Source organism: Mycolicibacterium celeriflavum (genome assembly GCF_010731795.1).
Classification (GTDB): Bacteria; Actinomycetota; Actinomycetes; order Mycobacteriales; family Mycobacteriaceae; genus Mycobacterium; species Mycobacterium celeriflavum.
Window position 1 is genome coordinate 3775934 of record NZ_AP022591.1, and the last position, 25878, is coordinate 3801811.

At 68.6% G+C, this 25878-nt stretch carries 24 protein-coding genes and 1 pseudogene; 16 read left to right on the forward strand and 9 right to left on the reverse strand.

Features of this window, described 5'->3' with window-relative positions; genetic code table 11:
- Window positions 1-82: 82 nt before the first annotated feature.
- A complete protein-coding gene (locus G6N18_RS18300; protein ID WP_067222575.1) occupies window positions 83-376 on the reverse strand; it encodes a hypothetical protein in 294 nt (97 codons plus the stop codon).
- Window positions 377-549: 173 nt separating this feature from the next.
- Between G6N18_RS18300 and nth the strand changes: the two genes are divergently transcribed.
- Genes nth through marP form a run of 4 tightly spaced genes read left to right on the forward strand, consistent with a single transcriptional unit; the run spans window position 550 to window position 3909 of the window.
- A complete protein-coding gene (gene nth, locus G6N18_RS18305; RefSeq protein WP_083000471.1) occupies window positions 550-1293 on the forward strand; it encodes an endonuclease III in 744 nt (247 codons plus the stop codon).
- A gap of 11 nt (window positions 1294-1304) precedes the next feature.
- Window positions 1305-1952, forward strand: a complete 648-nt coding sequence (locus tag G6N18_RS18310) for a TlpA family protein disulfide reductase (protein WP_083000290.1) — start codon at window positions 1305-1307, stop codon at window positions 1950-1952.
- Window positions 1949-2725 carry an NUDIX hydrolase gene (locus G6N18_RS18315; RefSeq protein ID WP_083000289.1) on the forward strand — a complete coding sequence of 259 codons (777 nt, stop codon included), beginning with the start codon at window positions 1949-1951 and terminating at the stop codon, window positions 2723-2725. Before G6N18_RS18310 ends, G6N18_RS18315 begins: the two co-directional genes overlap by 4 nt.
- Window positions 2722-3909 carry an acid resistance serine protease MarP gene (marP, locus tag G6N18_RS18320; RefSeq protein ID WP_067222109.1) on the forward strand — a complete coding sequence of 396 codons (1188 nt, stop codon included), beginning with the start codon at window positions 2722-2724 and terminating at the stop codon, window positions 3907-3909. The genes G6N18_RS18315 and marP overlap by 4 nt, the downstream gene beginning before the upstream one ends.
- On the opposite strand, the gene G6N18_RS18325 is transcribed toward marP, so the two are convergent.
- Window positions 3906-4847 carry an alpha/beta fold hydrolase gene (locus tag G6N18_RS18325; protein ID WP_083000287.1) on the reverse strand — a complete coding sequence of 314 codons (942 nt, stop codon included), beginning with the start codon at window positions 4845-4847 and terminating at the stop codon, window positions 3906-3908. The genes marP and G6N18_RS18325 overlap by 4 nt on opposite strands.
- Complete coding sequence (locus tag G6N18_RS18330) at window positions 4848-5357, reverse strand: phage holin family protein (RefSeq protein WP_067222585.1); 510 nt, start codon at window positions 5355-5357, stop codon at window positions 4848-4850.
- 138 nt (window positions 5358-5495) lie between these two features.
- On the opposite strand from G6N18_RS18330, the gene G6N18_RS18335 reads away from it, so the two are divergent.
- Window positions 5496-6215: a S1 family peptidase gene (locus G6N18_RS18335; RefSeq protein WP_083000286.1), complete on the forward strand. Its 720-nt coding sequence runs from the start codon at window positions 5496-5498 to the stop codon at window positions 6213-6215.
- An 89-nt stretch (window positions 6216-6304) separates the two neighbouring features.
- On the opposite strand, the gene acs is transcribed toward G6N18_RS18335, so the two are convergent.
- Window positions 6305-8266 (reverse strand): acetate--CoA ligase, encoded by a 1962-nt coding sequence (acs, locus tag G6N18_RS18340; protein WP_083000284.1) that lies wholly within the window; start codon window positions 8264-8266, stop codon window positions 6305-6307.
- Between the two features lie 99 nt (window positions 8267-8365).
- Here acs and G6N18_RS18345 point away from each other — a divergent pair, with 99 nt between their 5' ends.
- On the forward strand, window positions 8366-9121 hold the full coding sequence (locus tag G6N18_RS18345; RefSeq protein ID WP_067222119.1) for a Fic family protein: 756 nt from the start codon (window positions 8366-8368) through the stop codon (window positions 9119-9121).
- A gap of 439 nt (window positions 9122-9560) precedes the next feature.
- On the opposite strand, the gene G6N18_RS18350 is transcribed toward G6N18_RS18345, so the two are convergent.
- Complete coding sequence (locus G6N18_RS18350; protein ID WP_083000282.1) at window positions 9561-10418, reverse strand: HAD-IB family hydrolase; 858 nt, start codon at window positions 10416-10418, stop codon at window positions 9561-9563.
- Between the two features lie 414 nt (window positions 10419-10832).
- Between G6N18_RS18350 and ssd the strand changes: the two genes are divergently transcribed.
- From ssd to G6N18_RS18380, 7 genes and pseudogenes are all read left to right on the forward strand, one after another.
- Window positions 10833-11897, forward strand: coding sequence for a septum site-determining protein Ssd (ssd, locus tag G6N18_RS18355; protein WP_083000281.1), 1065 nt, complete (start codon window positions 10833-10835; stop codon window positions 11895-11897).
- Window positions 11894-13060 (forward strand): TadA family conjugal transfer-associated ATPase, encoded by a 1167-nt coding sequence (locus G6N18_RS18360; protein WP_083000279.1) that lies wholly within the window; start codon window positions 11894-11896, stop codon window positions 13058-13060. Before ssd ends, G6N18_RS18360 begins: the two co-directional genes overlap by 4 nt.
- Window positions 13057-13836: a type II secretion system F family protein gene (locus tag G6N18_RS18365; RefSeq protein WP_083000278.1), complete on the forward strand. Its 780-nt coding sequence runs from the start codon at window positions 13057-13059 to the stop codon at window positions 13834-13836. The genes G6N18_RS18360 and G6N18_RS18365 overlap by 4 nt, the downstream gene beginning before the upstream one ends.
- Window positions 13833-14402, forward strand: coding sequence for a type II secretion system F family protein (locus tag G6N18_RS18370; RefSeq protein WP_083000276.1), 570 nt, complete (start codon window positions 13833-13835; stop codon window positions 14400-14402). The genes G6N18_RS18365 and G6N18_RS18370 overlap by 4 nt, the downstream gene beginning before the upstream one ends.
- 23 nt (window positions 14403-14425) lie before the next feature.
- Complete coding sequence (locus tag G6N18_RS18375) at window positions 14426-14632, forward strand: DUF4244 domain-containing protein (RefSeq protein ID WP_067222135.1); 207 nt, start codon at window positions 14426-14428, stop codon at window positions 14630-14632.
- 41 nt (window positions 14633-14673) lie between these two features.
- Window positions 14674-14955: a TadE family type IV pilus minor pilin gene (locus G6N18_RS24625; RefSeq protein WP_234783674.1), complete on the forward strand. Its 282-nt coding sequence runs from the start codon at window positions 14674-14676 to the stop codon at window positions 14953-14955.
- A 10-nt stretch (window positions 14956-14965) separates the two neighbouring features.
- Window positions 14966-15298: pseudogene (locus G6N18_RS18380) on the forward strand (Rv3654c family TadE-like protein); the annotation flags it as partial.
- Here the strand turns inward: G6N18_RS18380 and G6N18_RS18385 are convergent.
- Together G6N18_RS18385 and G6N18_RS18390 are read right to left on the reverse strand one after the other, a co-directional pair.
- Window positions 15295-16326 (reverse strand): PAS domain-containing protein, encoded by a 1032-nt coding sequence (locus tag G6N18_RS18385; RefSeq protein WP_083000275.1) that lies wholly within the window; start codon window positions 16324-16326, stop codon window positions 15295-15297. The pseudogene G6N18_RS18380 and the gene G6N18_RS18385 sit on opposite strands and share 4 nt — an antisense overlap.
- Before the next feature lie 292 nt (window positions 16327-16618).
- Entirely contained in the window at window positions 16619-18946 is a 2328-nt protein-coding gene (locus G6N18_RS18390) for a DNA 3'-5' helicase SftH (RefSeq protein ID WP_083000273.1), read from the reverse strand.
- A gap of 278 nt (window positions 18947-19224) precedes the next feature.
- Between G6N18_RS18390 and G6N18_RS18395 the strand changes: the two genes are divergently transcribed.
- From G6N18_RS18395 to topA, 3 genes are all read left to right on the forward strand, one after another.
- Complete coding sequence (locus tag G6N18_RS18395) at window positions 19225-19428, forward strand: cold-shock protein (RefSeq protein WP_006243848.1); 204 nt, start codon at window positions 19225-19227, stop codon at window positions 19426-19428.
- 130 nt (window positions 19429-19558) lie between these two features.
- Window positions 19559-20149 (forward strand): hypothetical protein, encoded by a 591-nt coding sequence (locus G6N18_RS18400; RefSeq protein ID WP_083000272.1) that lies wholly within the window; start codon window positions 19559-19561, stop codon window positions 20147-20149.
- A 134-nt stretch (window positions 20150-20283) separates the two neighbouring features.
- Window positions 20284-23088: a type I DNA topoisomerase gene (topA, locus tag G6N18_RS18405; protein WP_083000270.1), complete on the forward strand. Its 2805-nt coding sequence runs from the start codon at window positions 20284-20286 to the stop codon at window positions 23086-23088.
- A 12-nt stretch (window positions 23089-23100) separates the two neighbouring features.
- Here topA and G6N18_RS18410 read toward each other — a convergent pair whose 3' ends face one another.
- Complete coding sequence (locus G6N18_RS18410; protein WP_083000268.1) at window positions 23101-24264, reverse strand: hypothetical protein; 1164 nt, start codon at window positions 24262-24264, stop codon at window positions 23101-23103.
- Window positions 24261-25862: an adenylate/guanylate cyclase domain-containing protein gene (locus G6N18_RS18415; RefSeq protein WP_179962450.1), complete on the reverse strand. Its 1602-nt coding sequence runs from the start codon at window positions 25860-25862 to the stop codon at window positions 24261-24263. The genes G6N18_RS18410 and G6N18_RS18415 overlap by 4 nt, the downstream gene beginning before the upstream one ends.
- Window positions 25863-25878 lie beyond the last annotated feature (16 nt).

Genomic DNA, 25878 nt, shown 5'->3' on the forward strand with positions numbered 1-25878 from the left:
CCTCTTAAGCTGTTAGGTGAAGCCGACCTCTATCGGTTAGCGAGATAAGTCTAGAGGTACCCGGTTTCGTGACCAGCCCACGCTACACACGATCGGCATGTCGGGTCGGCCGAAACTCCGGATTCACCCGGGGCTCGGGGAAGCCGTGCGTCGGCAAACCCGAGTCGTGATAGATCGGTCTGGATCCACCGGCCATCGCGTGGTCAACGTGCCGGCGTTGGCGCAGACCGTCGAGCGCGCGGCTCATCCCGTCCCGCGCCAGCGTGTCGACGTCGGACGGCTCGGCCTCCGCAAGGAATTTCGCCACATCGGTGGCTGAGACGGTGTCGCGGTGCAGGCCCGCCTCGAGTCGCTGCAGCCCGAATGTCGCCACCATCAGCAACCCCGGTATCAGCGCGACCAGCAACCACGACACAAGGCTGAAGTAAACACGCCGAAGGTCTCAGCGGGATCACGAAGTGTCACCGGTCCGCAGTACCGGTGTCGGTGCGTCTCAGTACGCTGGCTTTCGTGACCGTGGGTGAGACGTCGGCAAAGAAGTCGGGTGCGATGAAACGGGCCCGGAACCGGGACGGCGAAACGCGCATCGGTCTGGTTCGCCGCGCGCGACGGATGAATCGCGCGCTGGCGCAGGCGTTTCCGCATGTGTACTGCGAGCTGGACTTCACCAACCCGCTCGAGCTGACCGTCGCGACGATCCTGTCGGCACAGAGCACCGACAAGCGGGTCAACCTGACCACCCCGGCGCTGTTCAAGAAATACCGCACCGCAGTTGACTACGCGCAGGCCGACCGCACCGAGCTGGAGGAAATCATCCGGCCCACCGGGTTCTACCGCAACAAGGCCAACTCACTCATGCGGCTCGGCCAGGAACTCGTCGAACGGTTCGACGGTCAGGTGCCCGCAACCATGGAGGAATTGGTGACGCTGCCCGGCGTCGGCCGCAAGACCGCCAACGTCATCCTCGGCAATGCGTTCGGCATCCCGGGCATCACCGTCGACACGCACTTCGGCCGGCTCGTCCGCCGGTGGCGGTGGACCACCGAGGAGGATCCGGTCAAGGTCGAGCACGCCGTCGGTGAGCTCATCGAGCGCAGCGAGTGGACCGACCTCAGCCACCGGGTGATCTTCCACGGCCGTCGCGTCTGCCACGCGCGCAAGCCGGCGTGCGGTACCTGCGTGCTGGCCAATGACTGCCCGTCCTTCGGTATCGGACCGACCGACCCCCTGATCGCCGCGTCGCTGGTCAAGGGCCCCGAAACCGAGCACCTGCTGGCCCTGGCCGGGCTGTAACCCGGCCGACCGTGCGTACCTCGACTCGTTGGACCGTCGTGGTCCTTGTGGTCATGGTGGCGCTCGGGTGGGCCCTGTGGGCGCAGATGGATGACGACGCCCCGTCGCCCGAGTTGCCGTCGCAGACCGACGCGCGGGACCGCCGCGACGCCGACACGGCCGAGGCGCTGGCCGGACCGCGGGCACGAGCCGACCTTGCACCGTGTCCTGCGTCGGGCGCGGGCCCGGGGCCCGCAGCCCTGCGCGGCATCACGCTGGAGTGCGCCGGCAACGGGACGCCGGTCGACGTCGCCAAGGCGGTCGCCGGCCGCGTCGTCGTGCTCAACCTCTGGGCGTACTGGTGCGCGCCCTGTACTGAGGAACTGCCGGCGATGGCCGAATATCAACGCCGGATGGGTTCGGCGGTGACCGTACTGACGGTGCACCAGGACGAGAACGAAACCGCGGCGCTGCTGCGACTGGCCGACCTCGGCGTCCGGTTGCCCACGCTGCAGGACGGCAGGCGGCTGATCGCCGCCGCGTTGCAGGTGCCCAACGTCATGCCCGCAACCGTGGTGCTGCGCGCGGACGGTAGCGTTGCCGACGTCCTGCCGCGCTCGTTCACCAGTGCCGACGAGATCGCCGCAGCGGTGAACTCACAGATTGGAGCAGCGCGGTGAGTTGGGTCAACGAGGGCAGCGGGCTGACCCCCGACGCCGCCCCACCGTGGCTCAAACCGCTGTTGGACAACGCCGCCGACGTCAAGCAGGTCTTCCGCCGTCGGGTGCCGCCCGAACTGCTCGCCATGGTCACCAGCGAAGGAAAGCCCGCGCAGGCCGACGCGCGCGAAGCGGCGGTGCTGGTGCTGTTCTCCGGCCCGGCCGACACGCCGACCGGCGGCCTGCCCGACGACGCCGACCTGCTGGTCACCGTGCGCGCCGCGACCCTGCGCCACCACGCCGGCCAGGCCGCCTTCCCGGGCGGTGCGTTCGAGGCCGGCGACCACAGCCCGGTGCAGACCGCACTGCGGGAAGCCAACGAGGAGACCGGCATCGACGTCGGGCGGTTGCACCCGCTGGCCACCATGGAGCGGCTGTTCATCCCGCCGTCGGGCTTTCACGTCGTGCCCGTGCTGGCGTACTCGCCGGATCCGGGACCGGTGGCCGTCGTCGACCAGGCCGAGACCGCGCACGTCGCCCGCGTGCCGGTGCGGGCGTTCGTCAACCCGGAGAACCGGATCATGGTGTATCGCAGCGCCAACACCCGCCGGTATGCGGGTCCGGCGTTCCTGCTCAACGAGATGCTGGTGTGGGGTTTCACCGGTCAGGTGATCTCGGCGATGCTCGATGTCGCGGGTTGGGCCCGGCCGTGGAACACCGACGACGTGCGCGAACTCGAGGACGCAATGGCGCTCGTCGGCGGCGACGCCGGTTACGGTGATGCACAACCATGACATCGTCACAGTGGGTGGACCTCGCGGTCCTCGCTATCGCTTTCGTCGCGGGCATCTCGGGCTGGCGCTCGGGTGCCCTCGGGTCGATGCTGTCGTTCCTCGGTGTGGTGCTCGGCGCCGTCGCTGGCGTCCTGCTGGCCCCTCACCTGGTCGAGCACATCGACGGCCCGCGCACCAAGCTGTTCGTGACGCTGTTCCTGATCCTCGCGCTGGTGGTCGTCGGGGAGATCGCTGGTGTCGTGCTGGGCCGCGCGGTGCGAAGCGCTATCCGCAACCGCACGTTGCGGGCGGTCGACTCGCTGGTCGGTGTGGCGATACAGATTGTCGCCGTGCTGGTGGCCGCGTGGATGCTGACGTACCCGCTGCAGACGTCCGACCAGCCCAACCTCGCCGCGGCGGTGCGTGGCTCGAAGGTGCTCAAAGAGGTCAACGACGCCGCGCCGGACTGGCTGCGCTCGGTGCCGACGCGCCTGTCTGCGCTGTTGGACACGTCGGGTCTGCCCGACGTGTTGCAACCGTTCGGCCGCACCCCGATCGTCGCCGTCGACGCGCCCGACGCCGCGCTCGCCGCGGACCCGGTGGTGGCCGCGACGCGGCCCAGCGTGGTGAAGATCCGCGGGGTGGCGCCCGGTTGCCAGAAGGTGCTGGAAGGCACCGGGTTCGTCGCCGCGACCAATCGCGTGATCTCGAACGCGCACGTGGTCGCCGGTTCGGAAAGCGTCACCGTCGAGGCCGACGGGCAGACCTACGACGCGTACGTCGTGTCGTACGACCCGCAGGCAGACATCTCGATCCTCGACGTGCCGGACCTCCCGGCGGCCCCGCTGCCGTTCGCCGACACCCCGGCCACCACGGGCACCGACGCAGTGGTGATGGGCTATCCCGGCGGCGGCAACTTCGTCGCCACGCCGGCGCGCGTCCGCGAGATCATCGAGCTCAGCGGTCCCGACATCTACCGCACCACCACGGTCGAGCGCGAGGTCTACACGATCAGGGGCACTGTGCGGCAGGGTAATTCAGGTGGGCCGATGATCGACCGGGAGGGCCGCGTACTGGGTGTGGTGTTCGGCGCGGCGGTCGACGACGCCGACACCGGTTTCGTGCTGACTACCAACGAGGTGTCCCACCAGCTCGCCAAGCTGAACAACAGCGAACGCGTGCCGACCGGCGAGTGCATCACCTAGCCGTAGACGTGTCTCAGGAAGCGTGACAGCTGCTCGGTGACCGGTCCCGGCGCCTCCTCGTGACCGAAATGCCCTGCGCCGGCGACGGATACGTACCGGCCGTGCGGCGCGTAGCGCTGTGTGCGGTACACGGGATCGGCCAGCACGTACGGGTCGGCGTCTCCGCGCAGGTGCAGCACTGGCACGTTGATCGGGCGCTTCATCGATCGCATGAATCGGCGGCCTTCGCCACGCAACTGGCTGCGTACCGCCCAGCGCTGATATTCCAGCGCAGAGTGTGCGGCGCCCGGAATCTGGATCGCTCGGCGCATGTGCGCGATGGTCTGCGAGAAGTCCTCGGAGGCAACCCATTTGCTACCCGCCCGGCTACGGATGAGGCGTTCCAGCTCCTCGGCGTTGTGCCGGGTGAGCGCGCGCTCGGGCCACATCGGCACCTGGTAGCGAAGCATCGACGGCAGCAGCGCCCGGCCCTGGTCGCGGCGCCGCAGGGCGGAGGCGCGCAGCGCCACCGGATGCGGTGAGCTGACCACCGCGATGGCGCGGACCGCGCGGGGATGCAGCACCGCGGTGGCCCAGCACACCAAGCCGCCGTCGGCGTGCCCGACCAGCGTCGCGGTGCTGTGGCCCAGCGCGCGCACCAACCCGGCGGTGTCGCCGGCCAGCGTCCAGCCGTCATAGCCCCGCGGTGGTTTGTCGCTGGCACCGTAGCCGCGCAGGTCGACGGCGACCACGCGCGCGCCGGTCAGCCCCCGGAGTTGGTGCCGCCAGGACCACCAGAACGAGCCGAATCCGTGCAGCAGAATCACCAGCGGCCGCTCGGTAGCCGGAGGGGCGTCGGACTCCGCTTCGACCACATGGAAGCGAATTCCGTTGGCGTGCACCTCGAGATGACGCCACGGCCCGTCGATGCGGACGACCGACGGAGCGGGTGGGGGCACTTACCAGCCCGACGGATCGGCCGTCGACGCCGGTTTCCCGTCACCCGCCGCGATCGCCTTGGCCTTGTCGTGGCCCGGCGTCAGCGCCTCGGGAATCTCCTTGACCGATTCGATGGTCTTCTGCGGGCCGCGGATGCGTCGCACCTTGAGATAGCCCAGCAACGCGAACACGGCGGTGACCACCACCATCAGCCCGAACACGATCAGATACGCCGCCCACTTCACCAGCCACAGGTCGAGCAACTCGCCGAGGAAAAAGAAGAAAAAGAACGTCGAGTAGAACAGCACGACCAGCGCGAGGACGAAGAAGACGCTGCCGGTGAGACCCTTCTTGACGTCGCGGGTGATCTCGGCCTTCGCCAACTCCACCTCGGCTCGCACCAGCGTGGAAACCTGCGCGGTCGCATCCTTGACGAGGTCACCGATGGATGGGTCCGCCTTCGGGGCGTGCGGGTCGACCAGCGGTATCGACGTGACGGTGGTCGGCGCGCCGTTCCTGCGATCGCTCACGACAGTTCCTCCCGCAATCAGGTCTCGGTCGCGACTCATGTTGCCATGTGGCGTGCGCTGAAACGATGCCGGTCGGCGATAGACTGGCTGGATCCAAGGCAGGGCAGGTCGGGGCACGTCGATAGGGGAAATGTTCACGTGAAGACCAGCGGCCTCCGCCTGAGCCGTCTCGCGGCGACCGTCGCCGTCGCTGTCGCCTTCGCCGCAGCCCTGCTCTCGACGCCCGCAGTCGCACGGGCCCAGGAGCGGGTTCCGCTCGGCGGTGGCTCAGGGCTGGTGGTCAACGGCGAGACGCTGTGCACACTCACCACGATCGGCACCGACAGCCGCGGCAAACTCATCGGCTTCACCTCGGCGCACTGCGGAGGCCCGGGAGCCCAGGTCGCCGCCGAGAACGCCCAGGCGGCCGGGGTACTGGGCACGATGGTGGCGGGCAATGACGCGCTCGACTACGCGGTGATCGAGTTCGACCCGCAGAAGGTGCACCCGGTCAACAACGTCAACGGGTTCCAGATCGACGGGCTGGGCCCGGACCCGGCCGTCGGCGACGTCGCCTGCAAGCTCGGCCGCACGACCGGTTACTCGTGCGGTGTCACATGGGGCCCCGGCGATGAGCCCGGCACGTTCATCAACCAGGTGTGCGGTCAGCCGGGCGACTCGGGTGCGCCGGTCACGGTCAACAACCGGCTGGTCGGCATGATCCACGGCGCCTTCTCCGAGGGACTGCCGACGTGCATCATCAAGTACATCCCGCTGCACACTCCCGCGGTGAACATGTCGTTCAACACCCAACTGGCCGACATCACGGCCAAGAACCGGCCCGGAACGGGATTCGTCCCGGTCGGCGCCGCCGGTTGACGGTGGTGCGGCGCGGCGCTAACGGGTTGATCGCCCGCAGCACGTACCGGTAATCAACCCGTTAATGAGTCATCCGGCGTTCGGCACGCCTACTTGCTGGCGCGGATCGCCTCGAACACGCTGGGATCCACCAGCGTTGACGTATCACCGAGTTCGCGGCCCTCGGCGACGTCGCGCAGCAACCGCCGCATGATCTTGCCGCTGCGGGTCTTCGGCAGTTCCGGCACGACGTGAATCTCCCTGGGCCGGGCGATCTTTCCGATCTCCTTGGCCACCTGCTCGCGTAGTTCGGCGGTCATCTCGTCGTCGTCGCGGTGTTGGGCGTGTGACTCGAGGATGACGAACGCGCAGATGCCTTGTCCGGTGGTCTCGTCGCTGGCGCCGACGACCGCGGCTTCGGCCACACCGGAGTGACCCACCAACGCCGATTCCACCTCTGTGGTCGAGATGCGGTGACCGGACACGTTCATCACGTCGTCGATGCGGCCGAGCAGCCAGATGGACCCGTCCGAGTCGACACGCGCGCCGTCTCCGGCGAAGTACCAGCCCTTCTCGGCGTACCGGGACCAGTAGGTCTCCTTGTAGCGTTCCGGGTCGCCCCAGATGCCGCGCAGCATCGCCGGCCACGGCTGGTCGAGCACCAGGTAGCCGGTGACGTGCTCGGCCTCGTCCGCGCCGGGAACCAGTTCGTTGCCCTCCTCGTCGACGATCATCGCCGAGATGCCCGGCAGCGGCTGCATCGCCGACCCGGGCTTGGCTGCGGTGACACCGGGCAGCGGAGAGATCATGATGGCGCCCGTCTCGGTCTGCCACCACGTATCGACAACCGGAGTTTTGTTGCCGCCGAATGTATCCCGATACCAGCGCCACGCCTCCGGGTTGATCGGTTCGCCGACCGAGCCGAGCAGTCGCAGGCTGGACAGGTCATGAGCGTCGGGGATCTCGCGGCCCCACTTCATGAACATCCTGATCAGCGTGGGCGCGGTGTAATAGATGGTGACGCCGTACTTTTCGATGATCTCGAAATGCCGGTGCTCATTCGGTGAGTTCGGCGTGCCCTCGTAGACCACCTGGGTGCACCCGTTCGACAGCGGGCCGTAGACGATGTATGTGTGTCCGGTGACCCAGCCGATATCCGCGGTGCACCAGTAGACATCGGTCTCCGGCTTGATGTCGAAAACGTTGTAATGGGTGTACGACGCCTGGGTCAGGAAGCCACCAGAGGTGTGCACGATGCCCTTCGGCTTGCCGGTGGTGCCCGAGGTGTACAGCAGGAACAACGGATGCTCGGAGTCGAACGCCTCCGGCGTGTGCTCGGCTGACGCCTTGTCGACGATCTCGTGCCACCACAGGTCGCGACCGTCCGTCCACGGAATGTCAATTCCCGTGCGCCGCACCACCAGTACGTGCTCCACCGACTTCTGTCCTTCACAGGCCTCGTCGGCCGAGTCCTTGAGCGGCACCGCCTGCCCGCGCCGGTACTGCCCGTCGGTGGTGATCACCAGCTTCGCCGCGGCGTCCTCGATGCGGGCCTTCAGCGCAGACGCCGAGAAGCCGGCGAACACCACCGAATGGAGCACGCCCAACCGAGCGCAAGCCAGCATCGCCACGATCGCCTCGGGCACCATCGGCATGTAGATGGCGGCGCGGTCGCCGGCCACCAGGCCGAGGTCGGTCAGCGCATTGGCGGCTTTCGAGACCGCCGCCAGCAGTTCGGAATAGGTGATCTCGAGGCTGTCGCCGGGCTCCCCCTCCCAGCGGATCGCGACCCGGTCCCCGTTGCCCGCCTCGACGTGCCGGTCCACGCAGTTGTACGCGACGTTGAGCTTGCCCCCGACGAACCACTTGGCGACCGGAGCATCCGACCAGTCCAGTACCTCGGTGAAAGGTGTTTCCCAGGTGAGCCGATTCGCTTGTTCGGCCCAGAATGCCAACCGATCCTTCTCGGCCTGCCGGTACATCTCCTCGGTGGCGTTGGCCTGCTCGGCGAACTCAGGAGGCGGGGGATAGACGGACGGACCGTGGGCATGCTGTGCGGTTGTGTCGGTCATATCTGTGAGGGTAGTCACCGGGTCGGCGGCGCACATGGGCATGTCACAGACCGCTTCGCCGGAGGTACCGAGGCGCGCGGTCGGCTAGCGTGTGCTGCCGTGACCGGTGGCTTCGCGAAAGACCCCTTGGCGCCGCTCGCCGACCTTCCCGGTGTGGCGGAGGCGGCCGACGAGGCGCGCGAAGCGCTGGGCCGAGCGCATCGGCACCGGACCAATCTGCGCGGCTGGGCGAAGAGCGCCGCCGAGGCCGCTCTGCGCGCGGCCCGAGCGTCCTCGGTGCTGGACGGCGGCGCGCTGCAACTGTCCGATGACGGCATGGCGGATCCGGTGTTGGCCGGCGCGCTGCGAGTGTCGGAGGCCGTGGAAGGCGGGGCAACGGCGTTGGTCGGTGTGTGGCAGCGGGCCCCCCTGCAGGCGATCGCCAGATTGCATGCGTTGGCGGCCGCGGACATCGCCGACGACGACCGGCTGGGCCGACCGCGCACGGACGCCGACATCGGCACCCGGCTGACCCTGTTGGCCGACATCGTCACCGGAGGTACTTGGGTGTCGGCACCCGTGTTGGCCGCCGTAGTGCACGGCGAACTTCTGACGCTCGCACCGTTCGGTGTCGCTGACGGTGTGGTGGCCCGCGCGGCGTCGCGGTTGGTGACGATCACCACCGGACTCGATCCGCACGGCCTCGGCGTCCCGGAGGTGTATTGGATGCGCCAGTCGGGCGATTACGCCGCTGCGGCGCGGGGCTTTTCGTCGGGAACACCCGACGGCCTCACCGCGTGGATCCTGCTGAGCTGCCGAGCCCTGCACGCCGGCGCCCGTGAGGCGCTGTCGATCGCGCAAGCGGCGTCGTCCTGAGCCGTCGCTGCAACACCGACCATTCCGCGGGTCAGCAACGCGAAGCGGGCGACGTTCCGAACGTCGGTTCGGCGCGTCGCCCGCTAGCACGGACACCGGTTACCAAGCGTGCTCTCATGGGTTGCGTGGGTGGCCTCGGCGTCTTGTCGATGCGCTTCGACTTCGACCCCACCCAAAGGGTCACTCTGGTCGTCCGCTCTTCGCAAATACGCAGGCCCGCAACACTTTTGCCTATTCCGCGGCATGTGCTCCGCGTGGGTGCCGGGATCCGTGCTGGGGAGCCTGAAGTGGGAGATCCGAGCCTTCTCTTCTGGCTCGGTCTTGGCCTCTCCAAGCTTCCGTGATTCCTTTGTACCCCGTGACGGCGGTCACATCAAGGGTCAAAATCGGCGGTAGTCCGGATCGTTACGCGCGCGTTGGCTAATTCGCGAAACCTCAGCTAGAAAGCGAAGCGCCGCAACAGTGAATAGGTCAGCGCGCCGGCCGCCAACGCGCTCACGCCGACCGCGGCAGTGGTTGCCATGGCAGCGCCGGATGGTGCCGGGATCCGGTCCCGCAGCGACACCGGGTTGGAGAAGTTCAGCACGGGCCAACCCCGCGCGGCTGCCTCTTTGCGCAACGCGCGGTCTGGGTTAACCACGCTCGGGTGGCCGACGACCTCGAGCATCGGCAGATCGGTGGTCGAGTCGGAATAGGCGTAGCAGTGCTCGAGCGCGTATCCCTCACGCGCCGCCAGCTCCCGGATCGCCGCCACCTTGCCCTCGCCATAGCAGTAGAAGGCGATCTCCCCGGTGTACTTGCCGTCCTCGACGACCATCCGGGTGGCCATCGCGTGGGTGGCGCCCAACGCCCTGGCGATCGGCGCGACAATCTCTTCGCCGGAAGCCGAAACCATCACTACATCGCGGCCACACAGTTTGTGGTCGGCGATCAACTCGGCCGCTTCGGCGAACACCAACGGGTTGACGATGTCGTGCAGTGTCTCGCCGACGATCGCCTTCACCTGCTCGACGTCCCAGCCCGCGCACATGTTGGTGACATACGCGCGCATGCGATCCATCTGGTCATGGTCGGCGCCGGACATGAGGAAGAGGAATTGGGCGTAGGTCGACTTCAAAACGGCCCGCCGATTCATTAGCCCTTGCTCGAAGAAGGGTTTGCTGAAAGCCAGTGTGCTGGATTTCGCGATCACCGTTTTGTCGAGATCGAAGAAGGCGGCGGTGCGGACTGGACTGTCCGTCGGGACGCTCGTTTGCCGAGTGTTCGAACCCCCGGTCGCCGGCTCGGATGCGGTCACAGCGCCAGCATAGGGGCCGCCGCGTGACAATCAGGGGGAGAGTGTACAAAGTGGCAGGTTATGACACCTGTCGGTGACCGGACAGTTCCGTGAATCGGGGTGTTTCCCGACGCAACCAGCACTTGCGTCGCCGACGACTGGCGTGTGTATAGTGAGCGTTACCCGGCTTTGTCGGGTGTGGATCAGCCCGACCCCCCGGGGCTGATACACGACGACCTCCGCCTCCTCCCCCCCTGGCGGGGGTCGTCCCTTTTTCGGCACCTATTCGTATTCCGGATACGTGTTGCCATTCCAAAGAGTTGCGGAACGCTGTTTTCGGCCGGCCGGTACCGGCGTTATCCCCATGATCGAGTTCATCCACAGATCGCGCAGCGACGGTAGCTCCACCCCGACCATCGGGCGCACGCTCGACCCATGGCTTCGTTGAGTGGATATCTCGCGTTGGTCGCCGATCCCGCGCTGCGCGACGACGTCGACCGGGTGTGCGCGGCGGCGGGCGTGCGCGTGGTCCACGCCCCGGAGCCGTCCAGCCGCAAGGTCTGGACCGAAGCGGCCGCAGTCGTGCTCGATGCGACGGGCGCCCAGCGATGTGCGGCACGCGCGCTGCCGCGCCGCGCCCGCGTCGTCCTGGTGGGCCGCGCCGAACCCCGCGCCGCCGACTGGCAGGCCGCGATCGCCGTCGGCGCCCAACGGGTGCTGACCCTGCCCGCCCAGGACGGCGAGTTGATGGCCGAGTTGGCCGAGGCCGCCGAACGCGTGCAGGACGTCGGCGGCCGCGGCGCGGTAGCGGCGGTCATCGCCGGCCGGGGCGGCGCCGGTGCATCGGTCTTCGCGACCGCGTTGGCGCGTGTCGCCCAAGATGCGCTCCTGCTCGACGCCGATCCGTGGAGCGGCGGCATCGATCTCGTGGTCGGCGGCGAAGCCGAGACCGGACTGCGCTGGCCCGATCTGGAGCTGCGGGGCGGTCGGCTCAGCTACGCGGCATTGCGCGACGCGCTGCCCCGCGTGCAGGGCGTGAGCGTGTTGTCGGGCAGCCGAGATGGTGGCGACGTCGACGCCGTACCGCTGGGAGCGGTGATCGACGCGGGCAGCCGCGGCGGCGCCACCGTGGTGTGTGATGTGCCGAGGCGATCGACCGCGGCGGCCGAAACCGCTCTGGCGGCAGCGGATCTCGTCGTCGTGGTGACGTCGGCCGACGTGCGGTCGTGTGCGGCCGCAGGCGTGGTGGGACGGTGGGTGTCGACGGTCAACCCGAACGCGGGCGTGGTGGTGCGCGGTCCGTCGCCGGGGGGATTGCGGTCGGGAGAGGTCGCCGGAATCATCGGGCTTCCACTACTGGCGTCGATGCGTCCCCAACCCGGTTTGGCCGCCACCCTCGAGCGCGGCGGGCTGACGATTCAGCGACGGTCACCGCTGGCCTGCGCAGCCCGGAAGGTCCTCGCAGTACTCCAGCAGCATCCGGCGGTCAATGCCGCATGAGTGACTCGTTGATCGACCGGGTACGCGAGCGGCTCGCCGCCGAGTCGGCACCGTTGCGGCCGACGGTGGTGGCCGCGGCGATCCGCGCGGAGTCCGGCGGGTTGCTCGGCGACAGTGAGGTACTCAGCGGGTTGCGCCTGCTGGAGACCGAGTTGACCGGCGCAGGTGTGCTCGACCCGCTGCTGTGCGCCGAGGACACCACGGACGTGCTCGTCACCGCACCGGACGCGGTGTGGGTCGACGACGGTAACGGGTTGCGCCGCAGCCCGATCCGCTTTCCCGATGAGGACTCCGTGCGCAGGCTTGCGCAGCGGCTCGCGCTGACCGCCGGACGGCGCCTCGACGAGGCCCAGCCATGGGTCGACGGCCAGTTGACCGGCCTGGGGACCGGCCAGTTCACGGTCCGTCTGCACGCGATCCTGCCACCGATAGCGCCCGCAGGAACGTGCCTGTCCCTGCGGGTGTTGCGGCCCGCCACCCAGGATCTGGCATCGCTGACCGCCGCCGGCGCCATCGAGCCGGCCGCCGCCTCCCTGCTCGACGACATCGTCCGAGCGCGGTTGGCGTTCCTGATCTCCGGCGGCACAGGCGCGGGCAAAACGACCTTGCTGGCCGCTGTCCTGGGCGCGGTTGCCAGGACCGAACGCATCGTCTGTGTCGAGGACGCACCGGAACTCGCGCCGGCACATCCGCATCTGGTGAAGCTCGTCGCGCGCTGTGCCAACGTCGAGGGCGCAGGCGAGGTGACCGTGCGGGATCTGGTCAGGCAGGCGCTGCGGATGCGGCCCGACCGCATCATCGTCGGCGAGGTACGCGGCGCCGAGGTGGTCGATCTGCTCGCCGCGCTCAACACCGGTCACGACGGCGGTGCCGGTACCGTCCACGCGAACAGTCCGGGCGAGGTGCCCGCTCGTCTCGAGGCGCTGGCCGCGCTCGGCGGTCTCGACCGGGCCGCGCTGCACAGCCAGCTTGCAGCCGCGGTGCAGGTGGTGATCCACGTCGACCGTGACCGAGCGGGCAAGCGCAGGCTCAGTGAGGTCGCGCTCTTGACGGCTGGGACAGACGGCCAGGTCCGGGTGTCGACGGCGTGGCATTTCGAGCGCGGCTTCGGTTGCGGCGCTGGACCTTTGCGTGACCTTCTTCGGCAGCGTGGTGCGCTGTGAGCGGCGCAGCGGTGGCCCTGGCACTGGCGCTTCTGGTCGCACCCGACCCCCGGCGACGCTCGATCCGTGTGCGTGGCGGAGGCAACCGTCGGCCGAAGCGGATCCCGGTCGCACCATGGTTGGTGATCGGCCTGCTCGCTTTGATTGTCGTTGCCCCGTTCGGGGTTGTCGTCGCGGCAGCGATCGCCGCCCTGACCGGTGAGGCCCGCAGGCGGCGCCGGCGCAGGCAGCGACAACGCACGGCGGAAGCGGCTGCACTGGAGGGTGCGCTGGACGTCCTGGTCGGCGAGTTGAGAATCGGTGCGCATCCGGTAGCCGCATTCGACGCGGCCGCAGCGGAAGTCGACGGCGTCGTCGCGCTGTCGCTGCGGACAGTGGCGGCGAGGGCGCGGATGGGCGCCGACGTCGCAGCCGGCCTACGAAGCGTCGCGGGGCTATCAGCGCTGGGCGCACACTGGCAGCGGCTCGCGGTCTGTCGGCAGCTGGCTCAGTCGCACGGCCTCGCGATCGCGGCACTGATGCACACCGCTCACCGTGACATCGTTGCAAGGGAACGGTTCTCGGCTCAAGTGAACGCTGGAATGGCCGGGGCTCGCACCACCGCCACGGTGCTCGCCGCGCTGCCACTGCTCGGGGTGGGGCTGGGCGAGCTGATCGGTGCCCAACCGCTGCGCTTTCTGTTCGCGGGTGGCCAGTGGCTGCTGGTCGTGGGTGTGACGCTGACCTGCCTGGGCCTCGCCTGGTCGGACCGGATCACCGGTGGGGTGGTCAAATGATGCTTGCGGCACTGCTTCTCGCAGGTGCGCTGCTTGTCGGCGGTGTTGACGGCCGGGTGCGGTTGCGGGGCACTGCGATCGCGTCGCCGGCGATGCCCGACGCGGGCCGGTCGGGCGATCCGCTGGCGTTCGCTTCGGCGCTCGACGTGCTGGGCGCGTGCCTGCATTCGGGAATGGCCGTGTCGAGCGCCGCGGCCGCTACGGCACCGTCGGCACCACCGCATTTGGCGCGGTTGTTGCTCCGCGCAGCAGACCTGCTTGCCCTGGGCGCCGACCCGTCGACAGCGTGGGCGACCCCGGCGGACGCAGACCGCCACGCCGACGCGCTGTTGCGGCTGGCGCGGCGGTCGGCGTCCTCGGGTACGGCGCTGGCGCAGGGCGTCACCGAGTTGGCGAGCCGATCCCGTGACGACGCGGCGGACGCGGCCCGCGCCGCTGCCGAGCGGGCGTCGGTCTTGATCGCCGGCCCGCTGGGCGTGTGTTACCTGCCCGCGTTCCTGTGCCTGGGCATCGTGCCCGTGGTCGCCGGCCTGGCCGGCGACGTGCTGCAGTCAGGAATCTGGTGAACGGCATCGAATGGGGAGGGAAAATGAAGGTGCGCAACCGACTACGTGCATTGCACGCAAGACTGGCATTGCTGATGGTGGAGGACGACGGCATGTCGACCGTCGAGTACGCGATCGGGACGATCGCCGCCGCCGCGTTCGGCGCGATCCTGTACACGGTGGTCACCGGCGACTCGATCGTCAGCGCCTTGACCAACATCATCAGCCGCGCGCTCAACACCAACGTCTAGCCGGTGAGCGTGGCGCCGCCACGGTCGAGGCGGCATTCGCGGTGGCCGCACTGGTTGCGGTGCTCATCCTGTGTACGGCTGGACTCGCGGCGGTGTCAACGCACATCCGCTGTGTGGACGCCGCCCGCGAGGCGGCACGGCTCACGGCCCGGGGTGATGACGGTGGTGATGTGGCACGCAATCTCGCGCCCGAAGGCGCCGCCGTGCTCATCCGCCGCGACGGCGACTTCGTCGTCGCCACCGTCACCGCGCGGTCCGCGATGCTGCCGGGGCTCACCGTCGAAGCGAAAGCAGTGGCGGCCGTGGAACCGGCTTTACGCTGACGATGGTTCGGCCACCCTGGTCGCGGTGGCGATGATCGCCGTGCTGCTGATGATCACCGTCGGCGCGGCATACCTCGGCGTGGCGGTGACAGCGCGGCACCGCGCTCAGGCCGCCGCCGATCTGGGCGCGTTGGCTGCCGCCCATCGGGTCGCCGCGGGTGCCGATGCGGCGTGTACGTGGGCCGTCGCGGTCGCCACCGCAATGCGAGCCGACATGACCCAATGTGAGGTCGTCGATCTGGATGTGGTTGTCGCCGTCGATGTTTCGGTCAGACTGGGCCGATTCGGACTGGTTCCTGCGCGGGCGGTCGCCCGGGCAGGACCAGGGGATCCGGCGGGCTAGGGCTCGCCTGCGTGCCGACCCGTCTGCGCGACTTCCGTGGCGTCGGGTTGACGCAGCGTCGCCAGCGCCGCATACACGTCGTCGTCGAGTTCGACCCGATTCACGGTCACATGCACCGGCGTCCATTCACTGCCGCCGACCCCGGTCATCCGCAGCACACCGGTGGCGACGCCGGCGGTGAATTCGGTTGCCATCCGCTCCATCTCGGCGCGATCGGCAGGGTGCACCGCGTGCTCGCCCGCCAGGCTGATCCGCCAGTCGAAAAACGGTGCGGGCTCGTCGAGCCACTTCAGCAGGGTCCAGTTCGTCGGGTCCACCAACGCGCGGTGCACCCCGGGTTGGGCCAGCCCGTTGAGGATTCGCTGCGCCAGATGGTCCTGCTGCGGCGCCGATTCTTCGTGCTCGCTACGCCAGTTCATCGCCCGGCACAGCAGCCGATCCGGGCCGTCGTCGCGGGGTTCGGAGACCGTGCGGATGACGAAGCCGACCGTGATCGGCTCACCGCGGTAGTCGGTGACGTCCCACGCGCTGCAGAACGTCGTGCCCGGCTCGCGTTGGATCGCCATCGTGAGCACCTTGGCCTCGCTCGGGTTGAGCTCACGCATCGGCAGATCGTCGGCGAAGGTGCGGTTCTGCGTTGGCTCCTTCCGTGTATCCCAGCCGCTGTTGAACAGCGATTCCTCGGTGGTGGTGGCGGTCCCGGTATCGAGATCCCACAACAGCGGTCCAGGCACGGGCCGCTGCGGCGGTTCCATGTCCGGCGGCCCGATCCAGATGTGCACGCCGTGGATGCGGCCGTCGGTCATCTGCACCACCTCCGTGCGGATGACGCGGTCGTTCTTGGGCGTGATGCTGCTCAGGCCCTGTCGCGCCCGCACCGTTTCCCCGATAGCGGTCTGCACGGCCATCAGGTGGGGATTACGCCGCAGGAACGCACCCACCGGAATTAAATTCTGGGTTCGACGGCCCTGCGCGACCACGACGGGCTCGCTGCCCAGCGTCTCCACGAGCAGCCAGTCGTGGGTCATGGTGACACTTTACCGGCGGGCGTGTGGGGCCCTCCCGGCTTGGAAGGATGCGGAATTCGTTGCGATTCGGCGGCGTCGCGACTTCCGGGGCGTCTCGTTGCCCCCGTCGGGAGTTGCAACCGCCTCATCAACGAGGTAGTTTTCGTCTGCGCCCGGGTTCCGGGATTGGGAACGGATCGCGTCGTTCGGCCGTTCCCCGCAAGGTTCGCGCTCGGTGGCCATTTCCCGGCCCCAGACCGCGGACACCGTGGGGGGCGATCGTCGAGGGGTCGATCGCCCTTCGCACGGTCCGTCACGGCGAGCCGCCGGAAATCTCACGGAGTACGAGGCGCAGCACCCGCACCGCACCATCCTTGTCCAGCGGGTCGTTTCCGTTGCCGCACTTGGGCGACTGCACGCAGGACGGGCATCCCGCAGGACATTCGCACGCCTCGATCGCATCGGCCGTCGCCGCCCACCAGGTGGCAAGCCTGCGGAATCCGCGGTCGGCGAAGCCCGCGCCGCCGGGGTAGCCGTCGTAAACGAAGATCGTCGGCAATCCTCCCACCGGCCCGATCGCCGTCGACACTCCGCCGATGTCGCCACGGTCGCAACTGGCGACCAGCGGCAGAAGCCCGATAGCCGCGTGTTCTGCGGCGTGAAGCGCGCCGGGCACTCGAAGTAGATCGAGGCCGTTGTGCTGCAACACCTCTGGAGTGATCGTGCACATCACCGCGATGGTGTCCAGCGTGCGGGTGGGCATCTCGAGTTCGACGAAGTCGATCACCTCGCCCGTCAATCGACGGCGCAGATAGCCGATCACCGTATTGGTCACCGAGACCGGCACGAGCCCAACAGTCACCGGACCGAACGTCTTTCGCTCTCCCTCGCCGGTGACCGAGATGTCGGCCACTTCTCGGGCGGACGTGGTGTAGCCCGGGTCGTCCGCGTGCACGAACGCCACGCCGTCTTCGAAGTCGAGGGAGTCGACGACGTAGCTCTCGCCCTGGTGCAGATACACGGCGCCCGGGTGCACCGAGGCGGGCGCCTGCCCCGCACCCGTGCTGCCCAGCATGCGGCCGGTACCGGCCTCCAGGATCGCGATCTGTCCGCCCGATCCGCCGCGGATGTCCACGGCCGGATGCGGATCCATGCCGGGGGTGGGGAAGTAGCCGTTCGCCCGGCGGCGCAGGAGTCCGTCGTCGACGAGTGCTCCGGCGACCGCCTCGGCATTCCACATCCGCACCTCGGCATCCGTCAGCGCAAGTTCGGTGGCCGCGCACAGCAGTTGCGGCCCAAGCACGTAGGGGTTCGTCGGATCGATGACGACGCGTTCGATCGGCTTGTCCAGCAGGGCGGCCGGGTGGTGCACCAGGTAGGTGTCCAGCGGGTCGTCGCGGGCGATCAACACGATCAGCGCGCCCTGCCCGCGGCGGCCCGACCGGCCGGCCTGCTGCCAGAACGACGTCACAGTGCCCGGGAACCCGGCGAGTACCACGGCGTCCAGACCCGCGATGTCCACACCCAACTCCAGGGCGTTCGTCGTCGCCAATCCCCGCAGTTCCCCATCGGCCAGAGCGCGTTCGAGCGCGCGACGGTCTTCGGCGAGATAACCGGCGCGATAGGACGCCACCCGGTCGGCGAGATCCGGCGCGCGCTCCTGCAGCCGGGCTCTCGCGCCGAGTGCCGTCAGTTCGGCGCCGCGGCGCGACCGCACGAACGTGAGCATCCGGGCGCCTTCGGCGATCAGGTCGGCCATCACGCCGGCGGCCTCAGCGCCGGCCGAACGCCTTACCGGAGCCCCGTTTTCACCCACCGCATCCTCGAGCAGCGGCGGCTCCCACAGTGCAACGGTGCGCGCACCCTGCGGCGACCCGTCCTCGGTCACTTCGACGACAGTCTGGCCGATCAGTTCGGAGGCCGTTTGCGCAGGCGCGGCGGTCGTCGCGCTGGCGAAAATCACCGTCGGCATACTGCCGGTGGCCGAGTATCTCGCGCACAACCGCAGCAGGCGTCGCAGCACCATCGCCACGTTCGAGCCGAAAATACCTCGGTAGTAATGGCATTCGTCGACGACGAGGTAGCGCAGGTGACGTAGGAACACCGCCCAGCGGGCATGGTTGCGCAGCAGCGACAGGTGAATCATGTCGGGGTTGGAGAACAGCCAGCGCGACCGTTCGCGCGCGAAGCGCCGCACGTCACCAGGGCTGTCGCCGTCGTAGGCGCACGGGGCGACGTCGGGCAGCGGCACAGCCTCGGTGAGCGCCACCGCGGTTCGGAGTTGGTCGTGGCCGAGCGCCTTCGTCGGCGACAGGTACAGCACCCGGGCCCGCGGATCTGCTTTCAAGTCCGTCAATATGGGGAGTTGGTAGGCCAGCGACTTACCCGATGCCGTGCCGGTGCACAGCACCACGTGGCGGCCGGCGTGGGCGAGCTCCGCCGCGGCGAGCTGATGTGACCACGGGGACTCGATGCCCCGATCAACGAACGCCCGCACCACATCTGAGTCGGCCCACCGCGGCCACCCCTGCGGACGGCCCTGGCGCGGCGGAAGATCCGCCACGTGACGCAGCGGATTCTGCCCGCCCCGCCCGGTGCCTTCGACCGCGCAAGCAAGCAGCTCGCGGCCGAAATCAACCATCGATCGCCCTCCTGAGAACCGCTATTTGATGAATTGTTCCCCACTTGCCAGCGCCGAGACTGTACGCAGCAGCAACGAACGTGATTGACTTAGCGCGGTCGCAGCTTCTGTGTTCGTGTATCAGCACTCGCAGGATCGACGTTGCGATCGCGGTTCCTGCGAGGGTTGTAGGTCGGGTCGAGTTCCGAGCTTCCACGAAGGAGAGCGGTCGGAACGGGCCCGGTGTACCGAAACACGGTGGACCGCACCCGGTGAATAAGAGAAGGAAACAACAGGAAATGCCACAGGGAACTGTGAAGTGGTTCAACGCGGAGAAGGGCTTCGGCTTCATCGCCCCGGAGGACGGCTCCGCCGACGTTTTTGTCCACTACACGGAAATTCAGGGCAGCGGCTTCCGCACCCTGGAAGAGAACCAGAAGGTTGAGTTCGAGGTTGGCCAGAGCCCCAAGGGGCCGCAGGCCACGGGTGTTCGGGCCGTCTAGCGCGACCAACACGATCTGAGGGCAACACCCCGCGAGCATCCGAGACCGGTTGCCGCGGGGTGTTCGCCATTCCGGCGCGCTACGGCCCGGCCGACACGGTAGATGTCGGCGGCTGCCTTACTGTCGATTCGTGAGCCAGCTGTCGTTCTTCTCGGCGGAGTCGGTGCCCCCCGCGGTCACCGACCTCACCGGGCTGCTCGCCGCGCCCGGCCAGGTGGTGCTGGTCGGTTCGGGCGCACAGCAGGCTGCGCGCCTGTCGGTCGTCGTCGATCAGATGTGGCGCGCCGAGGCCATCGCAGAGATGATCGTCGAGGCGGGCCTGCAGCCGGAGGTCGCGCGCACCGACGAGAACAATCCACTGGTGCGCACCACGGTCGACTCGCGGCTGGTCGCCATCGCCGCTGATTGGACCCGTGGAGCCGTCAAGACGGTGCCGCCGCAGTGGCTGCCCGGACCGCGGGAACTTCGGGCCTGGACGTTGGCGGCGGGAACGCCGGAGGCGGACCGGTATCTGCTCGGACTGGACCCGCATGCGCCGGACACGCATGCGCCGCTCGCGTCGGCGATGATGCGGGTGGGGATCGCACCGACGTTGATCGGCACTCGAGGCTCGCGTCCGGCGCTGCGGATCAGCGGTCGCCGACGGCTGTCGCGCCTGGTAGAGAACGTGGGGGAACCGCCGGGCAACGTGGAGGCGTTCCACCAATGGCCGCGTATTTGACGGCCGTACAGAGGGGGGCCAGTTTGCGTCGGCTCGCGCGGGGTGCGAAATTGTCAGTTGCCGACGGGGTCGACGAGCCGCCGAGTGCGGAACCCGGCGCCGTGGGCGACTGAAGAAGTGGAGCGTAAGTAAAGGTGGCAGACGGTGACCGCGGCGGCAGTCGCAACGGTGGCGTCCGGCGGCTCGTCATTGTTGAGTCGCCTACCAAGGCGCGCAAAATAGCTGGTTACCTGGGCTCCAACTACATCGTCGAGTCCTCCCGCGGGCACATCCGCGACCTGCCGCGCAACGCCGCCGACGTGCCCGCGAAGTACAAATCGGAGCCGTGGGCCCGGCTCGGGGTGGACGTCGACCACAACTTCGAGCCGCTCTACATCATCAGCCCCGAAAAGAAGAGCACGGTCGCGGAGCTCAAAGACCTGCTCAAGAACGTCGACGAGCTCTATCTGGCGACGGACGGCGACCGCGAGGGCGAGGCGATCGCCTGGCATCTGCTCGAGACGCTCAAGCCACGCATCCCGGTCAAGCGGATGGTGTTCCACGAGATCACCGAGCCGGCCATCCGGGCCGCCGCCGAAGACCCCCGCGACCTGGACAACGACCTGGTCGACGCGCAGGAGACCCGCCGCATCCTGGACCGGCTGTACGGCTACGAGGTCAGCCCGGTGCTGTGGAAGAAGGTCGCGCCGAAGTTGTCCGCCGGCCGGGTGCAGTCGGTGGCGACGCGGATCATCGTCCAGCGTGAACGCGAACGGATGGCGTTCCGCAGCGCCGGCTACTGGGACGTCACCGCCGAACTCGACGCCAGCGTGTCCGACCCGCAGGCGTCCCCGCCCACCTTCACCGCGAAACTGAACTCCGTCGACGGCCGGCGAGTGGCCACCGGCCGGGACTTCGACTCGCTGGGCCAGCTCCGCAAGCCCGACGAGGTGCTGGTGCTCGACGAGGCCGCCGCGAGTGGGCTGGCCACCGGCCTGCGCGGCGCCCAGCTCACAGTGAGCTCGGTCGAGCAGAAGCCCTACACGCGCAGGCCGTACGCCCCGTTCATGACGTCGACCCTGCAGCAGGAGGCGGGCCGCAAGCTGCGGTTTTCCTCGGAGCGCACGATGAGCATCGCGCAGCGGCTCTACGAGAACGGTTACATCACTTATATGCGCACCGACTCGACCACGCTGTCGGGCAGCGCGGTGGAAGCGGCGCGCAACCAGGCCCGGCAGCTCTACGGCGAGGAATACCTGCACCCGACCCCGCGGCAGTACACCCGCAAGGTGAAGAACGCGCAGGAGGCGCACGAGGCCATCCGGCCCGCCGGCGACGTGTTCTCCACCCCCGGCCAGCTGCACGGCCAGCTCGACACCGACGAGTTCCGGCTCTACGAGCTGATCTGGCAGCGCACGGTGGCCTCGCAGATGGCCGATGCGCGCGGCACCACGCTCTCCCTGCGGATTTCCGGAGCCGCCCGCGACGGTCAACAGGTCGTGTTCAACGCCAGCGGCCGCACGATCACGTTCCCCGGGTTCCTGAAGGCCTACGTCGAGAGCATCGACGAGCAGGCTGGCGGCGAGGCCGACGACGCCGAGAGCCGGCTGCCTTCGTTGCAGCAGGGCCAGCGCGTCGACGCCAAGGACCTCACGGCCGACGGGCACAACACGACGCCGCCTGCCCGCTACACCGAGGCCTCGCTGATCAAGGCGCTCGAGGACCTCGGCATCGGCCGGCCGTCAACGTACTCGTCGATCATCAAGACGATCCAGGACCGCGGTTACGTGGTGAAGCGGGGCAGCGCCCTGGTGCCGTCGTGGGTCGCGTTCGCCGTCATCGGACTGCTCGAGCAGCACTTCAGCCGTCTCGTGGACTACGGGTTCACCGCGGCGATGGAAGACGAGCTCGACGAGATCGCCGCCGGTCACGAACGACGGACCAACTGGCTGTCCAACTTCTATTTCGGCGGTGATCACGGGGTCGAGGACTCGATCGCCCGGTCGGGCGGGCTCAAGAAGCTCGTCGGGGTGAACCTCGAGGAGATCGACGCTCGAGAAGTCAACTCCATCAGGCTCTTCGACGACGAGCAGGGCCGTCCGATCTATGTGCGGGTCGGCAAGAACGGCGCATACCTGGAGCGGATGGTCACCGGCGACGACGGTGAGCTGACGCCGCAGCGCGCCAACCTCAAGGACGCGCTCACCCCGGACGAGCTCACGTTGGAGCTGGCCGAAAAGCTCTTCGCCACACCGCAAGAGGGGCGGTCGTTGGGCGTCGACCCGCAAACCGGCCACGAGATCGTCGCCAAGGACGGTCGTTACGGTCCGTATGTCACCGAGGTGCTGCCCGAACCGCCGGATGACGGCGAGGACGGCGCTCCGGCGAAGAAGAGCAAGAAGCCGACGGGCCCCAAACCGCGCACCGGGTCGCTGCTGCGTTCGATGGACTTGGAGACGGTCACGCTCGAGGATGCGCTTCGGCTGTTGTCGTTACCGCGCGTCGTGGGCGTCGACCCGAACACCGGTGAGGAGATCACCGCGCAGAACGGGCGCTACGGTCCTTACCTCAAGCGCGGCACCGACTCTCGGTCACTGGCCACCGAAGAGCAGATGTTCGACATCACGCTCGAGGAAGCGCTGAAGATCTACTCGGAGCCGAAACGCCGTGGCGGGCAACGCGCGTCGGCTCCGCCGCTGCGTGAGCTGGGTAACGACCCGGCGACCGGCCAGCCGATGGTCATCAAGGACGGCCGGTTCGGCCCGTATGTCACCGACGGCGAGACCAACGCCAGCCTGCGCAAGGGCGACGACGTGCTGTCGATCACCGACGAACGCGCCGCGGAACTGCTGGCAGACCGGCGGGCGCGGGGACCGGTGAAGCGGACCAAGAAGGCCGGAGCCAAGAAGTCGCCGGCGAAGAAGAAGGCACCCGCGAAGAAAGCGGCCAAGAAGAGCTGACGCGGCTTTGCGTCACGTCGAACTGACGTGCATGTCGGGCCTCACCCACGCGTTGACGAGCGGCACGCCTTCCCACGCCCCGCCACGGGCGATCGCGATGACGGCGTGGGGACGGTCGAAGGTGATCTCGACGCGTCGGACGGTGCGCTCGACGAACGCCGGGCGGCCCAGGGCCACACCGAATGCGGTGACGGCGGCAGCACTGAACCCGTGTTCGTCGTAGGCCGCCGTGGCGGCCTGGGTGCACTCGGTCGGGCCGCCGAGTTCGGGCGCAACATCGGCCAGCGACTTGGCGATCTCGGTCACGCCGGGGGCGCCGGTCAGCTTGCTGAGCGCATCGGCACGCCAGCGCGGCAGGCGGCTGCGCCACAGATTGTCGAAGTCGTTGGGCGCATCCCATTCGAGGAACGTCTCGGTCGTTTCCCGTACGGTCCAGGCGTGCCCGTCGATCAGTTCCCCGCCGGGGTGCTCGCCGTGCCGCAGCTCCCCGCCGTCTAGCCGGGCGACGACCTCATCGACGGCGCGCCAAACATCGTGCGACGGAACCTCTTGTGCAGCAATGATGCTCAGGACATCGACGCCATCCTCGCTGAGCGGCTTGGCGACGGCGACCGGTCCCGCAGCGCGGGTGTCGACGAGGGCCTGCAGTTCGCCGACGAGGACCAGTAGGCCGTCGCGCTTGGCGAGTTCGGTTGTCCAGCGCGGCTGAAGGACAAGCGCGGTGGCGAGAACGAGTAGCGTCGCGGGACTGATCTGCAACGGGAACCGCTCGATGAGGCCGCGGGTGTGCTCGGCCGCCCACCGGTCAAGGCCGGCCTGGTCGGGCAGCTCGTCGGGTGCGGTTGCCAGCCCGGCCGGGACCGGGACGCGCGACCATGCGCCGAGCGCGACGCCGACGGTGGGGTGCGGAGCGGCGAGGAGTTCGGCGGCCAACGCAGCGGCGTCGTCGCAGGGCACACCGAGCACATCGGCGAGCTGGGCCCGATGAGCGCTGGACGCCACCGGGGCAAGGTTCGCCAGCAGTAGCCACAACCCCGCGTAAGAAGCGACCGGTGCTTCCGCCATGCCTAGGGCCGCGCGAGCCAGATCGGCATACCGCGTGATCAGACCTGCGCTGCCCGGCGAGACGGTGGCCTCCGGTTCCGAGGAATCGTCGGCACCGGATCCGCCGGTCACAACGCGTCGCTCGAGACTTCGTCGTTCTTGCCGGCCGCATCGGGGTTGACCAGGTTCACCGGCCTGGCCAACTGCGTCGGGGCGGTGCGTCCGCGCAATTCGACGATCTCACCGACGTCCCAGCAGAGCGCTTCGGCGTCGAGCGCCCCGCTGACGGCGATGGCCGAGGCCAGCACGTGACCCTCCTCCAGTTTCGCCAGTTCGGTGAGTCGCGCCGCCTCGTTGACAGGATCACCGATCACCGTGTACTCGAAGCGCGCCTGGGCGCCGATGTGCCCCGCGATCGCCCGGCCTGCGGACACCCCGATGCCGAACTCGGTCTGGCCCAGCACCTCGATCAGCTCGTCGTGCAGTTCACGGGAGGCGGCGAGCGCGGCCCCGCAGGCGTCGGGGTGCTCGATCGGTGCGCCGAAGATGGCGAGCGCCGCGTCGCCCTGGAACTTGTTGACGAAGCCGCCGTGCCGGTTGACAGTGTCGACCACGACCCGGAAGAAGTCGTTGAGCAGGCTGACTACCTCGGAGGCGGGGATTGTCGCCGCCAGCTGCGTCGAGCCGACCAGGTCGACGAACAGCACCGCGACGTCGCGCTCCTGACCACCCAGCTCGGTCCCGCGTTCGAGCGCGCGGCGGGCCACGTCCTCGCCGACGTAACGGCCGAACAGGTCGCGCAGCCGCTGCCGTTCGGCCAGGTCGCGGACCATGTCGTTGAAGCCTGCCTGCAGCAGCCCCAGCTCGCTGGCGTCATAGATCTGCATGTGGGCGTTGTAGTTGCCCCGCTGCACCTCGCCGAGTGCCCAGCGCAGCTGGCGCAGCGGGTCGGCGATCGACATGGCCACCAGGACGGTGCCGGCCAACCCGACCACCAGCGCGGCGATCGCGAGGATCAGGATCGGCGTGGTGAGGCGGTGGGCGGGCGCGGTGAGGATCTCGAACTTGCTGGCCACCAGCGCCAGCACGATCGCGATGATCGGCACGGCGGTGGACAGCACCCACGTCATCACCTGGCGTGCGATCACTCCCGGCGCGCGGAAGTTCTCCGGTACCCCACCCCGCAGGGCGGCCACGGCGACGGGCCGCAACACCCGCTCGGACTGCAGGTAACCGATGATCGCCGTCGCGGTGGCGCCCAGTCCGGTGGCGACAGCGACGACCGGCGCCGACTTGCTGGCCACCGGCCAGCTCGCGACGATGAACACCACCGAGCCGAGGAACCAGTTCACGACGTTGATCACCGACCGGTAAAACGGCATCTTCAGCGCCCGGGTGCGGGCCACTTCGGTGTCGGCGGGGTCGCCGCGGTCGCCGAGCAGCATGTCGCGGCGCTGCCAGCGCATCACCGGGATGAGCAGCCGCAGGCTCCAGTACGCGGCAACGGTGAACGAGACGAACAGGAAGCCGAGGAACACCGCCAGGTTGAAGGCGGGCAGATCCTGCAGTTGGATGCGGTCCTCGGGCGGCAGGCCGAACCTCAGGAAGCTCAGGACCAGCAGGGCGCCGATGATGTCGGCCTGCACCATGCCCAAGGTGAACACCGGCCACGGAGTGCGCGCGGCCCAGCGGACGAATGCGCTGATTCGCCCGATCGGTCTCGCGTCCATGGCCACGCGTCAACCG

Bases quoted from the DNA above. Each gene is read 5' to 3' on its own strand.
- G6N18_RS18390 (WP_083000273.1), bottom strand. From the start codon at position 18,946: ATGGTTGATTTCGGCCGCGAGCTGCTTGCTTGCGCGGTCGAAGGCACC.
- G6N18_RS18375 (WP_067222135.1), top strand. From the start codon at position 14,426: ATGAAGGTGCGCAACCGACTACGTGCATTGCACGCAAGACTGGCATTG.
- G6N18_RS18385 (WP_083000275.1), bottom strand. From the start codon at position 16,326: ATGACCCACGACTGGCTGCTCGTGGAGACGCTGGGCAGCGAGCCCGTC.
- G6N18_RS18360 (WP_083000279.1), top strand. From the start codon at position 11,894: ATGAGTGACTCGTTGATCGACCGGGTACGCGAGCGGCTCGCCGCCGAG.
- acs (WP_083000284.1), bottom strand. From the start codon at position 8,266: ATGACCGACACAACCGCACAGCATGCCCACGGTCCGTCCGTCTATCCC.
- G6N18_RS18300 (WP_067222575.1), bottom strand. From the start codon at position 376: ATGGTGGCGACATTCGGGCTGCAGCGACTCGAGGCGGGCCTGCACCGC.
- G6N18_RS18395 (WP_006243848.1), top strand. From the start codon at position 19,225: ATGCCACAGGGAACTGTGAAGTGGTTCAACGCGGAGAAGGGCTTCGGC.
- marP (WP_067222109.1), top strand. From the start codon at position 2,722: ATGACATCGTCACAGTGGGTGGACCTCGCGGTCCTCGCTATCGCTTTC.
- G6N18_RS18370 (WP_083000276.1), top strand. From the start codon at position 13,833: ATGATGCTTGCGGCACTGCTTCTCGCAGGTGCGCTGCTTGTCGGCGGT.
- ssd (WP_083000281.1), top strand. From the start codon at position 10,833: ATGGCTTCGTTGAGTGGATATCTCGCGTTGGTCGCCGATCCCGCGCTG.
- G6N18_RS18415 (WP_179962450.1), bottom strand. From the start codon at position 25,862: ATGGACGCGAGACCGATCGGGCGAATCAGCGCATTCGTCCGCTGGGCC.
- nth (WP_083000471.1), top strand. From the start codon at position 550: ATGAAACGGGCCCGGAACCGGGACGGCGAAACGCGCATCGGTCTGGTT.